We start from the raw sequence: 19,430 nt of genomic DNA on the forward strand, positions 1-19,430 counted from the left end.
GCACGGCGTGCCGCTAGCCGGACAATAAACCAAGGTGAGAGGCCGAATTTGTTAGTTAGCGGCATGCGGTGCCGTTAACCTGTCCGAAAATCGGTCGGAAGCTTCGTTAACGGCACGGCGTGCCGCTAGCCGACGAAGAATACGGGCGGGCAGGGGTGTGCGTGTGATATGTTGCGAAAACTAATGATATTAGTTATATTTAAACTAATAGGATTAGTTAAAGGGGAGAGTTACTCATGCGCATAACGAAAAAAGGCTCGGTCATTCAGTTGGCCTTCCTGCCGGCGTTGTTCCCGGTGAATTGTTATCTGGTCGAAGAGGAGGATGGGTTGACGCTCATCGACGCCGCATTGCCTTACAGCGGGAAAGCGATCCTGCGGGCCGTGGGCCGGCTCGGCAAGCCGATCGGCCGGATTGTGCTGACCCATGCGCATGAAGATCACATCGGCGCGTTGGACGCATTGAAAAAAGAGCTGCCTGACGCTCGCGTGTTCATTTCGGCGCGGGATGCGCGGCTGCTTGCGGGTGACCGCTCTCTTGAGAAGAATGAGCCGCAGACGCCGGTTAAAGGCGGCGTGCCGAAGCGGAATTCGGTCACCACCCGCCCTGACGTGCTTCTGAATGACGGCGACCGGATCGGTTCGCTCCTGGCTGTATCGGCGCCGGGGCATACGCCCGGTTCGATGGCTTTTTTCGATACCCGCGACCGTTCGCTTGTCGCAGGGGACGCGTTTCAGACGCGAGGCGGAGTGGCGGTATCCGGGGTAATGAAGCCGTGGTTCCCTTTTCCCGCGCTCGCTACCTGGGATAAGGACAGCGCGCTGGCCAGCGCGCGCAGGCTGCTGGATCTGCGGCCCACGCTGCTGGCGGTCGGCCACGGCCGGATGCTGGAAGCGCCGGAATCCGCGATGAGACAGGCAATTGCGGAGGCGGAGGATGCGTGGGGAGGCCGTTCGATCACGAAGAGAGGGGGCGGGGAGCATGCCTAGAGCGGGATTGGATACGCAGGCTGTGTTGTCCGCGGCCGCCGAGCTGGCGGACCAGGAAGGACTTGACGCGGTTACGCTGGCGGCGCTCGCGCAGAAGCTGGATATCCGTTCGCCTTCCTTGTACAATCATGTCGACGGATTGACCGGGCTGCGCCGCGCATTGGCGGTCCACGCGCTGGAGCGGCTTCAGGCATCGCTTGTACCGGCGGCGGCCGGCCGGTCGGGAGACGAAGCGGTGCGCGCCGTTGGCCAAGCCTATATAGCCTTCGCCCGATCCCATCCGGGGCTGTATGAGGCGGCGCTGCGGGCGCCGGACCCTGCGGAGCAGGAGGTGGCTGGGGCCGGTGAACCGATCGTGCAGCTTATCGTGAGCGTGCTTGACGCCTACGGCCTGGAAGGGGATGCTTCGCTGCATGCGGTGCGCGGCTTGCGCAGCGTCCTTCACGGTTTTGCTTCGCTTGAACGGAAGGGCGGCTTCGGTCTTCCGCTCGATCTCGATGAGACGCTGAAGCTGCTGATCGACACGTTTATCGCCGGCCTGCGGACGATGCGTGTTTAACAGGGGGACGATGAAGCGAAATTTTCGCTTGATGTCGATATTCCTTCAAGGTTGGAGTATTACCGCGCTATTTGGATCAATTCTAAGATAGAGTGTTCATTTCCTAATTGCGCAGCATACAATGTGTTGTTAAATCACGTTTTATATGTGATAATAAGAATAGAGAATGGAAATATTGAGCAGAGGCAGGACACTGGAGTTGACAATAAGGCCGTCCGTATTCGCAAATTTGAACAAGGAGGGAGACACGATGACTCAATCCCGTTCCACTACAGCGGAAATGCTGGCATTCATCAAAAATCAGGTTCTTACCGTCACGGACATTACCCGTTCAACAAAGCTGACCGAAATACTGGATTCATATGCCGCTAAACTTCCAAGTGAGGAAGTTTTTGTGGTCCAGAACACCAGGAACAAAGACGCGCAAGCGGTTATTGCCGACCTGGAATATTTTCAGGAACTATTGATGTATAAAGAAGCCGTGGAGCAAGCCATCGATGAAATCATGTACCGAGTCGCCTCGGAACGGAAGGACAACCCTGCTGAAATCGACTTGGCACATGTCATTGCCGATCAGGATTTGGACATGGAGCGTATCATGAAGCTCGTCGAGGATGGGGATTTTGAATAATGACGCGCGAGGAAATCGAACAGCGATTGAACGCGCTGCTGGCTCCGTATAACGTTGTTATAAAATTTGGCCAGGACGCCGTTGAGGACTTGGCGAGTTGCAAGAAAGAGCAGCGGGAGGAAATCATTGCGTTAATCATCAAACGTGGAATAAAAGGCCCGCTTATCAAGCCGGATGGATTGGGTGAACCATTACACGGAGAGCTCCACGGATTCGCCAAAATCAAGCCCAAAAAGCTTGGGCTGCGTATCATTTATCGTCCCTTGAAAAACGGCATGATTCGGGTAGAAGTTATTGCGATCGGGCCCAGAGACAAAAAGAAAGTGTACTCCATGGCCGCCAGCCGAGTTCTGGAATTCAAAAAGGAAATGTCTAAGACAAGAGAGTAACGCGCAGGTCCCCGATTAAATCAGCCGGTTCAACGGGGAGCGGATGTCGTCATGATCCGGTCGGTGCAGCCATATGACGGCTGGAACGAGCCATTTAAGTCAGGTGTTCGTCGCCTGCCGGGACGGGGCGTTGAACAGCCTCGACGCGCTGTTTATCCGTCATTTTGAGGAGCGGATCAACTCGCGCACGGAGTTCGGCAGGGCGGTGGCGCACGCCTGGTCGGTGGCGGAATGAAAGCGGCGTGGTGCCTTGTCGCCCACCGCCGGATAGGCTGTACACGCGAAAAAGCCGCCTTCCTCTTTTAGGAGGAAGTGCGGCTTTTGACCAATTCGGCCGTGACGATATAGCGGTCGGGAGCGTTGCCGACATAACGGAACGGGTAGCAGGTCGTTAATGTCAGCGTCGCCGTTTTTTTCGGTACGATAATGGTCTTGTCGTCCTTGTCGACGATGCGTATGGACCGGACCTGGTAGGTGAACGAGCCGGCCGCCGACTTGACGACGAGCAAGTCGTTTGTCTTCACTTTCCACAGCTCCCGAAACACGGAGTCCCTGTGACCCGACAGGACGCTGTTGTCGTTCTCGCCGGGAAGCACGCTGTCGGCAAAATGTCCGACGCCCTTGTCAAGCTCTTCGGTATCCGTACCTTCCACAACTCTCAGGCTTTTCCCGATTCTCGGGATGGACAGCACCCCGATCTCCTCGCCCGTGCCGGGACGTTCCGCATACAGCACTTTTCCCGCCGTGCTTATGGTCGGCAGCTTGGGCAGCTCGGGCATCTTGGCTGCCGCGGCCGTCTTATTATCCGCGGCCGCTCGGCCTCCGACGGCAGCTTGGTTGCCGGCCGTTTCAGCGGCGGACAGATCGCCGGCCGATCGCGCTTCCAGCTTCGAGGCATCCGCGGTTGCGGCATCCGTCGGCGAGTCTTCGGCCGGCCGCGAGCCGCCGCGCTGCTCCAGATTTGATCCGATGACAGGAGTTTGCGCCCTTATTTCCGTTTCGATCGTCATCGCTTCCGGATCAATCTCCTGCACGGCCGGTCCGGTCGCCGCGGTCCAGATGCGGAAGGCTGCATAAACAGCAACCGCTCCCCCCGCCGCCAAGGCGGCGAGGGGGAGGCGTTGCCGAATGACGGCGTACCGTCCGGACCGTGTCGCCCGGTTACCCGAGATTGCCATGACCCAGCTTGCGGCGAAGCAGTGCGAATGCGCCTCCCGCGGCGAGCAGGGCGCCTGCCGCCATTACGTTGTACCAGGGTGTGGACGTATCCGGAAGCGTTCCGCCCGTGACCGTAGGCACCGTCACCGAGACCGGGGACAGGGCAACGTCATCGCCGTCATCGGTGGTAAACACCCCGGCGACCGCATAAGTGCCGGGAGCGGCATCCGCAACCGTATAGTCGAAGCTGCCGTCATCTTTCGTCTCGACCTGGTACGTTTTGCCGCCCAGCGTGAAGGTAAGCGTGCCGTCAACCTCGACGTATTCGTCCGGCAGCCAGCCGATGATCCGAATGTCTCCGTTCGCCAGCAAATAAATGGTCAGGCCGTCGACTTTGCCGATGATTTCGGCGCCTGCGACGACTGTCGGCTTAATGCCGCCGTTGCCGTTGCCGTTGCCCCCATTGACATCGACGTCCACATCAACGTTGGCATTGCCGCCGCTTGCGGGCGGTGCCGAAACGCCATTGTCGTCATCGTCCTCATCGTCGTCATTATCCTTGACGTCCGCGTCGACCGCCGCATCCTTCACTTGCAAATCGATCCTGGTCGGGGAAATGACGGTAATCTGATTGCCTTCCACAGGCGTGAACTGGGCATTGAAGTCCCACACGCCGTCGTTGAACGCGCCGATCAGGATGAAAGCGTCGCCTTTCCCCTTAAAGGCACCGACACGGTCGCCCATCTCGAAGTTCCATTCACCGTCGATATCTGCGTACTCCTTCATCGTGAAATGAAGCAGAATGCGGCCGTCAGCCAGCTTGTAAGCCTTCAACCGGTCCGTATTATGGACAAGCTTGCCCTCGCTCATCAGAATCGCCTGATTCGTTACCCCTGCGTCCACTTCGATCTTGAGCGGATCGGCTGCGCAAGGAGGCCCCATAATCTCCGTCATATACACCTCGTTTGTGGACTTGAGTGAAGCAACCGTCTTGACGGGATCGCCCTTGCCCTTTACCGCGAAGGTTTGCGTCAACGTTTGTCCGTCTTTCATCGGGTCGGTGAATTTGATGCCTTTCGTACCGAACACTTTACTTGGGCTGTCCACGTATTCATGCGGTTTGTCCGCGCTCGCCAGCTCGATGTCCGGACATACGTTCAGCACCCAGTAGTTGAGCGGAGGCACTTCGCCCTTGAAATCATCCTTTACTTTAACTTCATAGGAATAAGTCGTTTGATCCAAGGCTCCGTTGTACGCATGTCCCTTGAAATTGATTTCAAAAGGCGATTCGGAGAGCGGATTCGCATCTTCCGCGTTAACCGTCACTTTGCCATCCTTGTTCTCTTCATCGCCGGTTGCGGCAAAGGCGGCTGCAGGAGCAAGCATCAGGGCAATGAGAAGCATGAGAATGCTCACAGATACCGTCGGTTTCCAAGTCTTCATGACAGACCTCCCAGATCGATTCCATAGTACGCTTGAGCCGGCTTCAAGCGGTTCACTGAGGAATTAAACAACGGACAGGGCAAGTGAAACAGATGAGATGAGAAACATGAAAAAAATGAGAAAAGCCGCCGTCGGCGACGGCGGCGGAGCATAAAGCGACGATTTGCGAGGAGATTCGAGGCGCTTTTCGAGTTATTTTTTTTCAGGTTGGGCTGCCTTGTCCTCCGCCGAACGGTCGCCGAATTGGTCGAGCCGGGAAGGGCTCGACGCGGGACCGTTATTTTTCGGCTTGTTATTTCTCCCCGTCATACTCATCACCTCCAATGCTCCTAACATGGACGGCGGCGGTAAATTTCATTCCGGTTTCCGTATGAAATCGAACGTTCCCTCCGGTATGATTAGGAAAAGCTTGGGGGATGATAACCGCATCGTTTCGCGCTTGAAGGGACGGGTAGGACGCGATGCATCTGACGGTTGCACTCATTACGGTATTGGCGGTCTGGATCAGGCGGGATTGGCGGGATTGGACGCGCTATCATACAACTTTGCTCTACATCGCTTTCGGCAATGCGATGTACAATTTCATATGCGCGAATTATTTGCTGTGGGAGCTTCACCCGGATTTTTTTCCGGATCATGCCGTGACGGAATTTGTGTACACGCTCATCACATTTCCGGGCTGCGCCCTGATGTACCTGTCCCGGTATCCGGAGGGCGCAGGCGTGATGCGTCAAATACGTCATATACTGAGCTGGGTTCTGATTTTTGCCGGTGTTGAGTTGTTCTTCGCGCTTACGGGCCGAATATGCTATCAGTACGGCTGGAATCTGGGATGGTCCGTTCTGTTTGACAGCGTCATGTTTCCGATGCTGCTGCTGCATCATCGCCGGCCGCTTGCGGCTTATTTGCTTTCGGTTCCGATCGCCGCCGTGCTGATATGGTATTTTAAAGTGCCGATCGATATCCCGATTGAGGACAGGTGAACTTGCCCTCCCCATTTTGACGGCGAAGGCTTGGATGCGCAACCATGCGGCTGAATTTTAAGGAAGCCGGTTTTTCGTTTATAATACTCGGAAGGAGGAGATCGAGCGATGGCTGAACCGTTGAAGGCGGTCTACGATCCCCCTTTCGCGCGAAATCCGGCACGGCTGCTGCAAGCGGCCTATCCGCCGTTCGACGCCGAAGGGTTCGAGAGACGGATCATGGACGAGATGTGGGGAGAGTTGGAACGGAAGAACGGGGGCGGTTCGGCTTGACGATCGGCGCTCGCGTTCTCAAGACGGGCCTGGCTGTCGCGTTTGCCATGTTTCTCAGCAATTTTTTTGGATTCGATTCGCCGGTCATCGCGGCGGTCGCTTCGATTTTTACGATTCAACCGTCGATTTACCGTTCCTGGCAGCAGGTGCTGGACCAGGTGCAGTCGAATATGCTGGGCGCGGCCGTTGCGCTCGGGGCGGTGCAGCTGATCGGCAGCGGTCCGATTGCGATCGGCATCGTTTGCGTAGCCGTCATCCTGATCAACATCCGGCTTAAGATGGAAGGGGCTATCGGGCTGACGCTCGTCACGGTCGTGGCCGTTATGGAAGCCCATTCGCAGGGTTGGCCATTTGCGCTGGAGCGATTTCTGATGGTGATGACCGGCATGGGCGCGGCCTTTTTCGTGAATGTGCTGCTTTTTCCGCCCCGGCCCAAACGGCAGTTCACGCTGCAGGTGCACGAGGCGCACAGGAAGCTGTCGCTGCTGCTGCGCACGGCGATATCGAACGAGATCAAGGAGCAGGTCTACCGGGAAGAGAAGGACGCCCTTCACGGCACGCTGCGCAAGCTGGATGAGCGTTTCACCCTGTTCGAGGAGGAGCGGGCGGTTCGTCCGCGGAAGAAGCTCGAGCGGGCGCGGCAGCTGCTTGTGTCCAAGCAAATGATCAAGGCGCTGCAGAAGGGCGCCGACCTGCTCGATGTGGTGGAAGAGCATTATTTCTCGGCGCCGGGGGCCGAGGAATGGGCGGGCCGGTTCGACCGGCAGATCGAAGAGCTCACGAAGTACCACGAGCACATTCTCCTGAAGTCGGAGGGGAAAATGAAACCGGGCGTTCAGATCGAGCCGGAGGAAGAGCGGGAGGAACGGTTCGTCAGGCAGTTGACCGATTATCTGGAGGAGGATCCGGCCCTGCACAAGCGGCTGATCTTCGTCGCATCCTCGCTGTTCGAGTATGGCTACCATCTCCGCCGGCTTGAGAAGCTGCTGGACCAGGTAAGAGAGCGGGAGCGGCCGCAAAAAGTGTCCGAGAGCGAGCTGTAAGCGGGTGGAACCGGGAGACGGCCTAGCGCTAGTTGCTGAAGATGAAAAAAGCATGTTACCATATTGCCGATTGGGCATTGAGGTTAATGGGTGTTTTATATGAGGAATTGGATTGGTCATACCTGCACCGAAGGGCGAATGAACTTTACATTCCGAAGGTCGTAGAAAAAATGCAAAGGGATGTTAAAAGATACAAGGACGTATATAAACAAGTGAAGGAAATGGCCGAGAGGGACCAAGCGGATAAGGCTTAACGCCCAAAACCGGCTTTATCGCAGTCCTGTCTGCCCGCGACGACAAAGAACGTCCAAGCGCGACGGTGCGCCCGGACGATTCTTGTTCATGCATCCTCTTGATTTTTCGTATGCTGCAGCGGGGTGGCGATGAACGATCCGGTTTTGCTGCCCTGATCCGCTTTGGGCACGAGCCGCGGGTCGGTCTTGCCGGTGTGGTGGTTGTCGAACCGGAATTCGACGAGTTCCCATTCGGTTGTGCCCAGCATCGGATCGGCGGGGAACACGTCGCCGCGCTTCAGCTCGACTTCTCCGCCCCACTCGTTCTTGTAAATGCCGTCGACTTCGACGGGCTCGCCGGACATCGGCTCCATTTCCTTGTGCTTCTGGCTGTCGTCCATTAACGCGCTTAGCCTCCTTGGGTGCCTGTGACTGACGGCGGATTACAAGCCGTGCTTCGGCACGGCCGCGCGGTCCGCTCGCGACTGCTTGCGGGATGCGCCTTCCTTGCCTTGGCCGGTCCGGTCCGCCGACGATTGCGCCTGTGCCGCTTCCCGCTGGCCGCGGGAAGGCTGTTCGCCCGACATGGCCGATCACTCCTTTCAGGGGTGCCTACCTTGATCAGTTTGCCACGGATGGAAAGAAATTATGATAAAAGCCGAAGTCCGCACGAGGGGCAATTCGCGTCCTCATGCGTGACCGTCTCCCCGCACGCCGGGCATGGCTCGCTGAAACGCTCGCCGGCGGTTGCAGCCGGGCGGCCATCGGCATCCCGCTCAGGCTCCTCCGCCTTCACGCTGCCGCCGCCGGGCCTCAGATGGGCCGGCGTTTCGAACAGCGTCTCCACAAACTGCTTCAAATGGCTATGCTTTCCGGAATCGTCGGCAACCGCGCGGATCACCGCGATCATCGCGCCGACAATGCCGGCCGCTATCAGCAGCACCACAGCCGTCGCCGCCACGTCAACCGTATTTATTGCCGCCACCCCCTTCATTCGATCGGACCCTTCCGCACAGACAGCTTCCCGGCAGCCGCGCGAAACGGCGCGGCGCGGTCAGAGCGCCTGATACCGGGCTTCGAGCCGTTTGCCGCCGAACCACATCACAACGATGACGACCAAAGCGACGACTATCCGCCAAGGCTCGTTCGCCAGATCCGTTATGTTGAAGCTGAGCAGTGCTATCGAGCTTATCATGACCGCTTTGCCGAGCAGGATGGCGATCATGAACGTTCGGAACCGCACGGTGCTCAGTCCCGAAGCCAGATTGATCAGAAAGGACGGCGTGAACGGAAAGCAGGCGAGCAGAAAAATCGGCGTAAACCCTTTGCGTTCGATCCAATGAAAAAATGTCGACGATGCCGGAAAACGCCGCTGCAGCCAGGTTCCGAAGCGGCCGCCGAATTTGCGGGACACCCAAAACACGAGCATCGCCCCCGCCGACACGCCGAGCCAGGAATACAGAAACCCGAGCCAGAAGCCGTAAACGTTCGCATTGACGGCCACGAACAGAAGAAGCGGCAGGAACGGAAAAACAGATTCGATCAGCGGCAGCAGCAGGCCCGGTAGCGGCCCGTATGCGGAATAGCTCTCGATCGTCCGTTGAATTTGCTCCTCGTCCATCTGCCGGAGCTGCTGCAGCCAGTCTTGCCATTCACCCATGCGCACCCACTACTCTCTTGGAATAAATAAGTTTGCCGTCCCCCTTATTCGTGCGAAACCGCCCGGAAAGGAAACAGCAAATACAGGATGGCGATAATTCCGAATAAAACGGCGCTCAGCCACACGACGTCCGCCTGGCTGTAAAATGTGCCGATGACCCCGCCCGCGATCGGGCCGATCATGACGCCGATGCCTTCCACCGTGGAAAAAATGCCCCAGCCGAGCCCTTGCTGCTTCGGCGGGATATAGGAAGCGAGCAGGGCGTTCCAGGCCGGAAGGACGGCGGCGTAGGAGATGCCGAGCAGCGCGGCGAGCGCGATGCTTTCCCAAAGCGTCGGACGTGTGGACAGCAGGCCGAGCGCGACGGCGAACATGGCGAAACCGCCGACCAGAAACCATTTTTTGCCGCCGACGCGGTCCGACAACCGGCCCATCGGCATCAGTCCGACGATGGTGAACAATCCGCCCGCCACCAGGATTAACGAGTATTGCGAGTGGTTAATGCCGAGCTGCTCCTCCGCGAAGCTCGGCAGGATGGGAACCAGCATGGCGGCGCCCATTGTTTGCAGAATCATGCCGGGCAGCAGCAGCTTCATCTGACGCAGCTTGTTTCTCAGAATAACGATCTGCTCGCGCAGCGGTATCGTGGCGACGTCGCGTTCGCGGCGGTTGCTTATGAAAAGCGACAGCAGCCACGAGAGCAAGGACAGGCCGACAAGCAGCCGGTACGTGAACGACGGGCTGACGTCGAGCAGCAGGTTGCTCACAATCGGTCCGGCGCCCATCCCGATAAACCAGATCGTGTACAAATACCCCATTTGGGTGGCCCGGTTCGCTTCGGTCACCTTGGTTAGGCAAACGATCCAGATCGGCGACATGCCAACGCCGTACAGGGCGGCAGCTACAATAAACAGCCAGGGCACGTCGGCGTAAGCGATCAGAAATACGCCCAGCAGCGAAGCGAGCAGCCCGACGTGAACGATACTGCGGACCGAGAACCGGTCAAGCAGCCAGCCGATCGCGATTTTGAGCGCGGTGTCGGTGAGGTAATGGGCGGTGATGGCGATGCCGATTACATCAAGAGAGAGGCCAAGCGTTTTCTCGCCGTAAATGGGCAAGAAGCTGATGACGAACGCGCCCCTTACGAACTCGACGAACAGCAGAATGACGGAGAACAGAACGATTTCGCGTCCGAACGACCGGTTGAGATTGAAGTCCATCGGCTTGCCCCTTTGTGAACGGAATCGGTTTCCGGCCGCCCGAGGGGCGAAGCCGGACCGGGTGATGCTCTACCCTTTTATTATAGGCATGTCGGAAAAGAAGTCCAATCCGTGGAAAAAGCGGCAGCCGACCGGGTGTGGTCTGCTGCCGCCCGGTCGGTCCGAAGGCCCCGGTTCAATCCAATTCCATGCCGGTGTTGCGCAGCTTGTAGCTGTATGTGACCTCGATGTCCGCTTCCGGGAAATCGGACTGCCAATCGACCCGGCGCCAGATGCCGGGATGAAAGGCGCGGATTTGGCCTCCGATTCCGAGGACATCCACCCGGTACCGTTTCTGAAGCTTGTCCAGCAACCGCCGGGTCGTATCGGTTAAATAATCGGCGGCGCCTTTTTCCAGCCTGGCGATCTGCCCGGACTCAAACAGCTTGTCCTTAAACGTTTTTTCCAATAACGCTCCTTCAAGCTGGACATGCAGCCGGGCTTCGACTTTTCCGTTCCTGTATCCGATCCGTCTGGAGCGGCCGACAAATTCGCTAGACAGCGAGACCGTCCGGGACGGATCACCCTCATACGGAAAAATGATCGGCCCGCCGTCCTCGTTGTAACGCAGCCGCAGTATGATCCACGTCTCCTGTACGTTGAGCGAGCCGATCATCTTGTCTTCCCGGAACAAGGCCACGCCCTCATAGGCGATTTCCTCTTTTCGGACGGAGACTTTAAGCATGAACGGCTGATGGTGGCTCGTTGACAGGTCGATGAAGAAGTTGCCCAGGTTCATGTCCGGGATCTGCCCCTGTTTTACGCCGTTCTCGACAAGGGACATGATGTAGACGGTCGGAATTTGCTCCAGTCCGGGGTTGGCCTCCAGCAGCCGCCTGGCTTCGCCCTCGACGACGATCGGCCAAAGGAGCCGCCGGATTTGCGGATTGCGCCTGAACGGATCCAGCACCTCATTAAGCCCCCTTCGGGCGATAGCCTCCCCAATCGCGATGACCCGGGTATGTCCGTAAAAAAGCTGTTGATTCAACCTTGTCTGCAGGGTGCGGATGGCTTCGAGCACGGTGCTTCCATCGGAGGAGAGCACTTTGACGGGCTTGTCGCCGCCTGACGAACCGCCGGTTCCGGTCGATCCGGCGATCTTGAGCGGAATCGGGATTTGCACGGATATGCGCACCCGGTCCGGGCGGCCCGGCACCTCGTCGATTGCGATGGCGACGACGCTTGTCCGTTCCTCGATTTCGCGGCGGTCCCAGCAGCCGGTCAACGCCAGGCACAGAAGGACGGTGAGCACGACGGCGGTATAACGGATGATGCGCCGAACGCATAGCTGCCGGCGCCCAGCATGGCGAAGCATGGTCAGCCCCTTCCTTTCCCGCCGGCATTCGCCGCCGCATCCCGGTTGCGCCGCCGCACCGACGGACGCAGCAGCGCAATCAGCCAAAACAGCAGCGGCATGGCCAGCAAGTACAGTCCGCCGTAATAGCCGGTTAAGCTGTCCCACTTAAAAAGGCTTTCTATATTTTGCGGGAGCAGCGACACCCAATACAACGCGGGCAGCATGGCGAGCGCGATCCAGCGATGGGTGCGAAGCCCCAACATTTCCTTCACCATCATGGTGACTGCGAAATACATGGTACCGACCGTCGTAAAAACCGCCGTCACCCAAACGCCGATAAACAACGATTCGGTCCGTTCGAGGACAAGTCCGGGCATTTGCGTCGTTTTCACGAGCTCCAGCGTCGGCCACACGAGCTGCTTGAGCTCTTCGACGCCGAAGACGGATATGCCGGAAACGACGATCAAGGTGTAGATGAAGCCGGGAATCGCGATGCCGGTTAGATTGGCCCTGACCAATGCCCGCGACGGCTCGGCATGCGACATGAAGAGGGTGAATACCTCGAAGCCGAGATAGGCCGTCGATGACGTGACCGCGCTGCGTAAAATGGCCATCCAATCGACTGCGAACAGCGGGAACAGATTTTCCAGCCGGGCGCTTTGATACGAGGACAGACTGATCAGCAAAATCGGGACGACGATCAGCGGCAGCAAAATTTCGTTCACTCTCGCCACGGCCTCGATATCGTGCATGACGAGGATGAAGGCGGTCAGCAGCATGGTGCCGATAATGACCTCGACCGGGGTCTCCTGCAGGACGGCGGCCGTGACCACTTCGCCGAAGACGCGGGCGACCATGCCGGTGGCGATCGACCAATAAATAAACAACAGAGAGAGAACCGGGAGGATCAGCGTGCTGCCGACCCATAATCTGCGGGCGGGACTGAGCAGCTCGGCGCCCAGGCGGACGATGCTTTTGCCTGGAAACATGCGCGCCAGCAAGGATAACAAGAGCATTGGCACCATGGCGATACAGGCGCCGAGCACGGTGGACAGCCAGCTGCTTTCCCTTGCGAGTTCAGTCGACGTCCGCGGCAGCGTCAACACGCCGACGCCGATAATCGTGCTGGCTATGATCGACGCGGATTGGCGGGGGCTGATAACGAAGCGGGCGGTCGGAGTCGGCCCGCTCGTTCTGCCCGATCCGTCGTTGCCGCCATGGCCCGCTGCCGGCGCTGAAGCTGATTGATCATGTTCGGCCGATTTATTTCCGCTTGGTTGTTCCGGAGCGTTCTTCGTCATGTTTCGCCATCCCCCCTTGCTTCGCCATTCGGTACGGATCCTGCGGCTGCAGGGCAAGCGGCCGTCTGCGCATGAAGATCATCGGCGCCCGGATGACGGAATCCTTTAAATCTCGGAACCGGAACGGCGTGAGCGGGGCCAGGTATGGCACGCCGAACGATTTCAACGAGCAGAGATGGACGAAGATGATGAGGATGAGCAGCATAATGCCGTACAGACCGAACATGCCGGCCACCACCATCATCGGAAAGCGCAGCATCCTGAGCGCAATGGCCGCGCTGTAGCTCGGCGAAGCGAATGAGCCGATCGTTGTGAGCGCCACGATAATGACCATGATCGGACTTACGATACCGGCTTGCACGGCCGCCTGGCCTACGACCAGCGCGCCCACGATCCCGATCGTCGGGCCGATCGGGCCGGGCAGCCGGACGCTCGCTTCCCGCAAAATCTCCATCGTCACCTCCATCAGGAACGCTTCGACGACGGATGGGAACGGTACGGTGGACCGTCCCGCCGCCATCGCAATGACGAGACGGGACGGGATCATTTCCGGATGAAACGAACTGAACGCGATATACAGGGACGGGAGCAGCAACGCCATGACCATGCTGATAATCCGGATGAGCCGGATCATCGTGCTGATCAGAAATCGTTCGTAATAATCTTCAGGGCTTTGATAGAACGCGGTGAACAAGGCGGGGGCGATGAGCGCGAACGGTGAGCCGTCCGTAATGATGACGATGCGCCCCTCCAGCAGATTGGCTACGGCTTTGTCCGGCCGTTCCGTATTCTGGATAAGCGGGAAGGGCGTCCAGTGATTATCTTCGATAAATTGCTCGATATAGCCGCTTTCAAGCGCGGTGTCGATATCGATTTTTTGTATGCGGGAAATCGCCTCGTCGACAATCGGTTTCGGCGCGATATCATCGATGTACACGACGGACACGGACGTTCTGCCGCGTTGGCCGACCGTCAGCGTCCGGATACGAAGGTTTGGGTCCCGCAGCCGCCTCCGGATCAGGCCGTTGTTGACGCGAAGCTGTTCGGTAAAGCCGTCCCGCGGCCCGCGGACGACGGATTCGGTACGAGGTTCCTCAACGGGTCGGCTCGGGTAGGATTTCGTGTTCAGCAGCAGGCAGCGCGCCGCGCCGTCTATGACGAACGCGGTGTCGCCCGACAGCAGGCGGCCGACGACATCGGCGGAATCCTTGCCCTCGGCCGCCTCGTTGACCGGCAGCACGGAATCGCGTATGTGCTCGAACAGCGCATCTCCGGTTTTGACGCCGGCCGCCGATCCGGATAACGGCTTCGCCATCGCCGCGCGCAAAATAAAGTCCTCGACGACGACGGAGTCGGTTAACCCCTCGATGAAAAGAATCGCGGCGGACCTGCCGTTCTCGCCGCCGAGCCGAAACCGGCGCACGATCAGATCGTCGCTTCCGCCGACCCCCGATCGCAGCAGTTCGACCGCGGATTCAACAGAAGCCGGGATCGGCTCGGGATTCAGCTTCTTTATTTGTTGTTCGAAGCGCTGATTGAGTTTGCGCTGTTGGGCCTTTTCACGCCGGCCGCCGACCTTTTTGCCCAATACATAGAATCCGGACTGTTCCCGCATGCTTATCATCACCCATCCATCTTTTTCCCGAAATGCCGGGAATTCATGCACAGAAGGGGAAATGTGCCTTAGAGGCAACCATGAAGCAGGGAGCAGTCCGACGGCGGCCGACAGAGGGCTGGCCGGTCAGATCAAGAAATTGAAGAGGTGCGGATCCTTATTAAGCTCCAGGAACTGGAAGCCTTTGCCCCGCATGCGCGCGATCAGCGGCTCGTAGTCCTCGCGGTTTTTCAGTTCCAGGCCGACGAGCGCGGGTCCGTTGTCCTTGTTGTGCTTTTTCGTATATTCGAACCTGGTTATATCGTCGTTCGGGCCGAGCACATCGTCGAGAAACTCCCTTAGAGCGCCCGCGCGCTGCGGAAAGCTGATCATGAAATAATGCTTCAATCCTTCGAAAATAAGCGACCGTTCCTTAATCTCCTGCATGCGGTCGACGTCATTGTTGCCGCCGCTGATGACGCAGACGACCGTTTTGCCGCCGATGCGGTCGCGGTAATGCTCCAGAGCGGCGATCGGCAGGGCGCCCGCAGGCTCGGCAACGATCGCGCTTTCATTATACAAGCCCAGGATGGCGGAGCACACTTGCCCTTCGGGCACGACGACGATGTCGTCAAGCAGGGTCCGGCACATGCCGAACGTCATATCGCCGACCCGCTTGACCGCGGCGCCGTCCACGAATTTGTCGATCTGGTCGAGCGTTGTTACTTCTCCGCTCTCGAACGCCGTCCGCATGGAGGGCGCGCCTTCCGGCTCCACGCCGACCAGCAGGGTGCCGGGCGAGACGCTTTTCACATAGGCGCCGACACCGGCGGCCAATCCGCCGCCGCCGATCGTCAGAAAGATGTAGTCGGGCGGCGTGTCCGCATCTTCCATCAGCTCCAGGCCGACCGTGCCGTTGCCGGCCACGATCCGCAGGTCGTCGAAGGGATGGATGAACGTCAGGCCGTCCCGCTCGCAGCAGGAGACCGCTTCCGCATAGGCGTCGTCGAATGTGTCCCCCACCAGAATGACCTCCACGTGCGAGCCCCCGAAGAACGATACCTGGCTTACCTTCTGCCGGGGAGTCGTGCTCGGCATGTAAATTTTGCCCGGAGCTCCGAGCGCTTGGCATGAATAGGCGACGCCCTGGGCGTGGTTGCCCGCGCTGGCGCAGACGACTCCCTTGGCCAGCGTCTCCGCGGGCAGCGAGCGCATGACGCGGTAGGCTCCGCGGATTTTGAACGAACGGACCACCTGCAAATCCTCGCGCTTCAACAACACCCGGCAGCCGAAGCGCTCCGACAGCACCCGGCTGTACTGCAGCGGCGTCCTGATGACGACTTCCTTTAATATATGCTGTGCCATCACGATATCTCCGAGTCCGACCCCGCCGGCTTCCATCTTGTCGCTCATCGCTTGCTTCTCCTCTCGCTCTCATCGGAATGACCCCTGTTATACTCCTTGGAAGCCCCGTTGTCAACTGCGCTTTCTAAGAGGCTCGCTTCCGCGTGCGAAACGGATTAGGCGGGGATATCGTATAGGTGGGAAATGTCGACGTGGAGGAGTAAAACGCAAGCGGCATATCCTCAATTGAAGGGCTGTCACGCCTGCTATATAATGGAGAGGGCCGGTTGTGGAAAATAATAGCGGCTATCACGTTTGGAGAAAGGTGGCGTAACGAAGGCGATGCCGCATCTGTGGATTACTTATATTGCCGTGCTCTTCGGCATTGCCGTTGCCGTTGCGGTTGTCGTCGTCTACCTGCGGATGACCAAGGCCGGCAGACCCGGCGCCCGCGTCGACGACCGCGGCGGGAATAACCCGGCGGCCAAGGCGAAGACTCGGTCTAAGCCGCCTTATGCCGGAGATCCGAACAATCCGGAATGAGTGCCGGGACATTCTTGTCTTTCCACCTCAGGCTGAAGCTGGTATAATGAAATAAACTGAATAGATCGAAGGTTTCGACCATGAACATTTGCCGGACGGATTCGATGCCGCCGCAGGGATGTACCTAGGTATCACAGGTATCCGGCATATGCGCCGGGTGCGTTCTCGTACATTGTCAAGGACGACCACTCAATGCTTGGGAGGGGATTTCATGGCGAAAAGAGGCCATAATGAAGTCAAGGAGAGCCTGAAGGAATTAACGAGAATTTTTCAGCCTAAGGATCCGAGAAAATTCGTTCGCGATTACATCCGCAAATACCGGATTACCGGCGGTTACGAAGACGAGCTGACGGTATTGGTCGAACATGAGCTGGGCAAGATGAATTCCTCGGTCGGCTGACCGGATCAACCTTACCATAACGACGTATAAGAGACGCGGACCGCGTCTCTTTTTTGTTCTTCCACAGTCGGGCTATCGCGGCCGATGCGCCCCCGCCTTGATTACTTCGAGCGGGATCGGCATCATCTTGCCTCCGGCGAACTGGTGCCGCACCAAAATGTTAAACGGCTCAAGCCAGGCCGAGAGCGATCGTCCCGCCCAGGCTTCCTTGGCATATTCATTGATCTCGTTCACGAAATCCATGTTCGCCGAAATGTGAACCTCCTGCACGCGGGGGGCCAGATAGCGAACCTTGGCCGCGACGGTCTGCTTCAGTTCTTCCGACAGTTCGGTATGGTCGTTATACGTAAAATAGCCGTTGTAGGGAGAGGCGAGTTTGCGCCCGTCGCCGAAAGGGCTCCCGTTGTCGACGTTGTAGACGCCCTCGTTCATACCGCCGTTGTTCTGATCGTCACGGTCGCCGCGGTCGCCGCGATCCCCGGGGCCCCGGCTTTGCGTGCCCACCGCGGTCCGGTTGAGCATGAGCGCCACGTATGCATTTTTATCGGTCAGCATGACAATCCCGGATGCCACCCCCTTGAGGTTCGACACCTCGTTTGTCAGCGTGCTGCTGTATTCCACGTACCGGTTGTCGTGCTGCCGAGGATTTCCGGTCACGGAGCCGTACAGTTTCGGGCCGAGCATCTTCGGATCGTTGCGCTGCCTCGAGCCGTAATCGTACTGGCTGTCCTGGAGATGGCGCTTATAGTTGCAGCCCGACAGCAGGGTCACGGCGCAAACGATCAATAAGGTTGATCGAAGAAACGGATTCAAGGGCGAAACCTCCATTCGTATAAGGCGCGTTTAGTCTTAGGTTCCGTCGGGGAAAAGGAAATATGCGCGCATGCTTCGAGCCTAAAAAATCCAGCTTTCGTATCTTTCGCGCAAGGATGGTTTAAAGCGGCTTTGCATTGCCATATTAATAGGAAGAAAGCGACATGAAAACGGTTTGGAAAACGGCCTGCCCAAAGCCGACGAAGCCTTATGCAGAGCCGAATTTGACGGTTTTGAGAACAATTTGTGAACTCTCTGTGGAACATTGACAAATATGTGTCACAACTTTATATTTAATTAAGTGATCGAGCCGTGTGATTTATCACATCGCAATAAGGGAAAATACGCAGTATGCCGCCTGCCGCTTCACATTCAGGCGACTGTGAAATCGTAAAAAGCGGGGTTGATTAATGATGAAACGGTGGCATTTTTTAAAGCGCCTTCTCCCTCTTATGGCGGGGGTCGTTTTGCTCCTGTCGGCTTGCGGGCGCGCGGATCTGTCGACGCTGAATCCGCAGGGACCGGTAGCGCAAGAGCAGTTTGATCTGATGAAGTTGTCGATTATCATCATGCTGCTGGTGGTGGCCATCGTGTTTGCGATCGCCATTTATGTTCTGGTCCGTTTTCGCCGCCGTCCCGGAGATGACCGTATTCCGGTTCAGGTGGAAGGCAACCACAAGCTTGAAATCATCTGGACGGTTATTCCGCTGATCCTGCTGGTTATTCTCGGCGTGCCGACGATCCAAAGCGTGTTCGGTCTTGCCCAGGATTACAGCAAAGACCCCGAAGCAGTCGTCGTCAATGTCACTTCTCAACAATATTGGTGGAAATTCGAATACCCGAAGTTGGGTGTCACGACCGCCCAGGAGCTGGTCGTACCGGTCGGCACAAAGATTGCAATCGAAGCCCAATCCGCCGACGTGCTCCACTCCTTCTGGATTCCCGCTCTTGCCGGCAAGATCGATACGAACCCGGGCGGCAACGTCAATCGGATGTTCTTCGAAACGCCGGACAAGGAGGGTATCTTCCTCGGCAAATGCGCCGAGCTGTGCGGTCCGTCTCACGCCTTGATGGATTTTAAAGTGAAAGTGGTTGATCAGGCGTCGTTTGACAATTGGGTGAGAGCGATGAAGGCGCCGGCCGTTCTGCCTGAAGATCCGGCCCTCGCAGCGAAATTTCAGAGCCAATGCTTGTCCTGCCACGCCGTCGGCAATCTGGGCGGTCCCGCGTTCCCTAACCTGACGGGTATCGGAGACAGGGAAACGGTCGGAGGTATTCTGGTGAACACCGATGATCCGAAATACGCCAATGAGGGTTCAACCTACGATAACTTGTACCGCTGGATTAAGGATCCGCAAGCGGTTAAACCCGGCAATCAAATGCCGAAGATCGACCTGACCGAGCAAGAGCTCGAGGGCATTTCCAGATACTTGGCCGACTACAAATTAAACTACGAGTCCGAAGCGCTCGCCCAAAACGATGCTACCGACGATTCGCAGGAATCCCAAGAATAACAAA

Annotated in this window: 23 protein-coding genes; 11 read left to right on the forward strand and 12 right to left on the reverse strand. The window is 57.8% G+C overall.

All coding sequences use genetic code 11. The annotated features are described in order from the left end of the window. The first annotated feature begins 236 nt into the window (after nucleotides 1-236). The 5 genes from RWM61_RS03530 (at nucleotide 237) to RWM61_RS03550 (ending at nucleotide 2,803) form a co-directional block, all read left to right on the forward strand. Nucleotides 237-989, forward strand: a complete 753-nt coding sequence (locus RWM61_RS03530) for an MBL fold metallo-hydrolase (RefSeq protein WP_313997461.1) — start codon at nucleotides 237-239, stop codon at nucleotides 987-989. Next, nucleotides 982-1,548, forward strand: a complete 567-nt coding sequence (locus tag RWM61_RS03535) for a WHG domain-containing protein (RefSeq protein ID WP_313997463.1) — start codon at nucleotides 982-984, stop codon at nucleotides 1,546-1,548. Before RWM61_RS03530 ends, RWM61_RS03535 begins: the two co-directional genes overlap by 8 nt. 250 nt (nucleotides 1,549-1,798) lie before the next feature. Further along, on the forward strand, nucleotides 1,799-2,179 hold the full coding sequence (locus RWM61_RS03540) for a hypothetical protein (RefSeq protein ID WP_313997465.1): 381 nt from the start codon (nucleotides 1,799-1,801) through the stop codon (nucleotides 2,177-2,179). Further along, a complete protein-coding gene (locus RWM61_RS03545) occupies nucleotides 2,179-2,568 on the forward strand; it encodes a hypothetical protein (protein WP_313997467.1) in 390 nt (129 codons plus the stop codon). The genes RWM61_RS03540 and RWM61_RS03545 overlap by 1 nt, the downstream gene beginning before the upstream one ends. Before the next feature lie 73 nt (nucleotides 2,569-2,641). After that, nucleotides 2,642-2,803: a hypothetical protein gene (locus RWM61_RS03550; protein WP_313997469.1), complete on the forward strand. Its 162-nt coding sequence runs from the start codon at nucleotides 2,642-2,644 to the stop codon at nucleotides 2,801-2,803. Nucleotides 2,804-2,870: 67 nt separating this feature from the next. Here RWM61_RS03550 and RWM61_RS03555 read toward each other — a convergent pair whose 3' ends face one another. Beyond that, entirely contained in the window at nucleotides 2,871-3,746 is an 876-nt protein-coding gene (locus tag RWM61_RS03555) for a class D sortase (protein ID WP_313997471.1), read from the reverse strand. Further along, on the reverse strand, nucleotides 3,730-5,169 hold the full coding sequence (locus RWM61_RS03560; protein ID WP_313997473.1) for an LPXTG cell wall anchor domain-containing protein: 1,440 nt from the start codon (nucleotides 5,167-5,169) through the stop codon (nucleotides 3,730-3,732). The genes RWM61_RS03555 and RWM61_RS03560 overlap by 17 nt, the downstream gene beginning before the upstream one ends. A gap of 461 nt (nucleotides 5,170-5,630) precedes the next feature. On the opposite strand from RWM61_RS03560, the gene RWM61_RS03565 reads away from it, so the two are divergent. The 3 genes from RWM61_RS03565 to RWM61_RS03575 all read left to right on the forward strand — a co-directional run bounded on the left by RWM61_RS03565 (nucleotide 5,631) and on the right by RWM61_RS03575 (nucleotide 7,468). Beyond that, nucleotides 5,631-6,152: a CBO0543 family protein gene (locus RWM61_RS03565; protein ID WP_313997475.1), complete on the forward strand. Its 522-nt coding sequence runs from the start codon at nucleotides 5,631-5,633 to the stop codon at nucleotides 6,150-6,152. Between the two features lie 108 nt (nucleotides 6,153-6,260). Next, nucleotides 6,261-6,425, forward strand: coding sequence for a hypothetical protein (locus RWM61_RS03570; RefSeq protein WP_313997477.1), 165 nt, complete (start codon nucleotides 6,261-6,263; stop codon nucleotides 6,423-6,425). Further along, a complete protein-coding gene (locus tag RWM61_RS03575; RefSeq protein WP_313997479.1) occupies nucleotides 6,422-7,468 on the forward strand; it encodes an aromatic acid exporter family protein in 1,047 nt (348 codons plus the stop codon). Before RWM61_RS03570 ends, RWM61_RS03575 begins: the two co-directional genes overlap by 4 nt. A gap of 340 nt (nucleotides 7,469-7,808) precedes the next feature. On the opposite strand, the gene RWM61_RS03580 is transcribed toward RWM61_RS03575, so the two are convergent. The 9 genes from RWM61_RS03580 to ilvA all read right to left on the reverse strand — a co-directional run bounded on the left by RWM61_RS03580 (nucleotide 7,809) and on the right by ilvA (nucleotide 16,225). Then, a complete protein-coding gene (locus RWM61_RS03580) occupies nucleotides 7,809-8,102 on the reverse strand; it encodes a transposase (protein ID WP_313997482.1) in 294 nt (97 codons plus the stop codon). Between the two features lie 42 nt (nucleotides 8,103-8,144). After that, the gene (locus RWM61_RS03585) at nucleotides 8,145-8,288 is read right to left on the reverse strand and encodes a hypothetical protein (protein WP_313997484.1); all 144 of its coding nucleotides are present in this window, start codon (nucleotides 8,286-8,288) and stop codon (nucleotides 8,145-8,147) included. 59 nt (nucleotides 8,289-8,347) lie between these two features. Beyond that, a complete protein-coding gene (locus RWM61_RS03590) occupies nucleotides 8,348-8,695 on the reverse strand; it encodes a hypothetical protein (RefSeq protein WP_313997486.1) in 348 nt (115 codons plus the stop codon). Nucleotides 8,696-8,755: 60 nt separating this feature from the next. Then, nucleotides 8,756-9,361, reverse strand: coding sequence for a TVP38/TMEM64 family protein (locus RWM61_RS03595; RefSeq protein WP_313997488.1), 606 nt, complete (start codon nucleotides 9,359-9,361; stop codon nucleotides 8,756-8,758). Between the two features lie 44 nt (nucleotides 9,362-9,405). Continuing rightward, entirely contained in the window at nucleotides 9,406-10,581 is a 1,176-nt protein-coding gene (locus tag RWM61_RS03600) for an MFS transporter (RefSeq protein ID WP_313997490.1), read from the reverse strand. Between the two features lie 175 nt (nucleotides 10,582-10,756). Beyond that, nucleotides 10,757-11,935: a Ger(x)C family spore germination protein gene (locus RWM61_RS03605; protein ID WP_313997492.1), complete on the reverse strand. Its 1,179-nt coding sequence runs from the start codon at nucleotides 11,933-11,935 to the stop codon at nucleotides 10,757-10,759. 2 nt (nucleotides 11,936-11,937) lie between these two features. Further along, nucleotides 11,938-13,218 (reverse strand): endospore germination permease, encoded by a 1,281-nt coding sequence (locus RWM61_RS03610; RefSeq protein ID WP_313997494.1) that lies wholly within the window; start codon nucleotides 13,216-13,218, stop codon nucleotides 11,938-11,940. After that, a complete protein-coding gene (locus RWM61_RS03615; protein WP_313997497.1) occupies nucleotides 13,181-14,833 on the reverse strand; it encodes a spore germination protein in 1,653 nt (550 codons plus the stop codon). Before RWM61_RS03615 ends, RWM61_RS03610 begins: the two co-directional genes overlap by 38 nt. 126 nt (nucleotides 14,834-14,959) lie before the next feature. Further along, complete coding sequence (gene ilvA / locus RWM61_RS03620; RefSeq protein ID WP_313997499.1) at nucleotides 14,960-16,225, reverse strand: threonine ammonia-lyase IlvA; 1,266 nt, start codon at nucleotides 16,223-16,225, stop codon at nucleotides 14,960-14,962. 246 nt (nucleotides 16,226-16,471) lie between these two features. Here ilvA and RWM61_RS03625 point away from each other — a divergent pair, with 246 nt between their 5' ends. Both RWM61_RS03625 and RWM61_RS03630 read left to right on the forward strand, forming a co-directional pair. Beyond that, nucleotides 16,472-16,699, forward strand: a complete 228-nt coding sequence (locus tag RWM61_RS03625) for a hypothetical protein (protein ID WP_313997501.1) — start codon at nucleotides 16,472-16,474, stop codon at nucleotides 16,697-16,699. A 211-nt stretch (nucleotides 16,700-16,910) separates the two neighbouring features. Beyond that, nucleotides 16,911-17,099: a hypothetical protein gene (locus tag RWM61_RS03630; protein WP_313997504.1), complete on the forward strand. Its 189-nt coding sequence runs from the start codon at nucleotides 16,911-16,913 to the stop codon at nucleotides 17,097-17,099. Nucleotides 17,100-17,171: 72 nt separating this feature from the next. On the opposite strand, the gene RWM61_RS03635 is transcribed toward RWM61_RS03630, so the two are convergent. Then, nucleotides 17,172-17,912, reverse strand: a complete 741-nt coding sequence (locus tag RWM61_RS03635) for a hypothetical protein (RefSeq protein WP_313997506.1) — start codon at nucleotides 17,910-17,912, stop codon at nucleotides 17,172-17,174. Between the two features lie 410 nt (nucleotides 17,913-18,322). Between RWM61_RS03635 and coxB the strand changes: the two genes are divergently transcribed. Next, nucleotides 18,323-19,426 (forward strand): cytochrome c oxidase subunit II, encoded by a 1,104-nt coding sequence (gene coxB, locus RWM61_RS03640; protein WP_313997508.1) that lies wholly within the window; start codon nucleotides 18,323-18,325, stop codon nucleotides 19,424-19,426. Nucleotides 19,427-19,430: the final 4 nt, after the last annotated feature.

Source organism: uncultured Paenibacillus sp. (assembly GCF_963515335.1).
In the GTDB taxonomy this organism is placed as follows: domain Bacteria; phylum Bacillota; class Bacilli; order Paenibacillales; family Paenibacillaceae; genus Paenibacillus_I.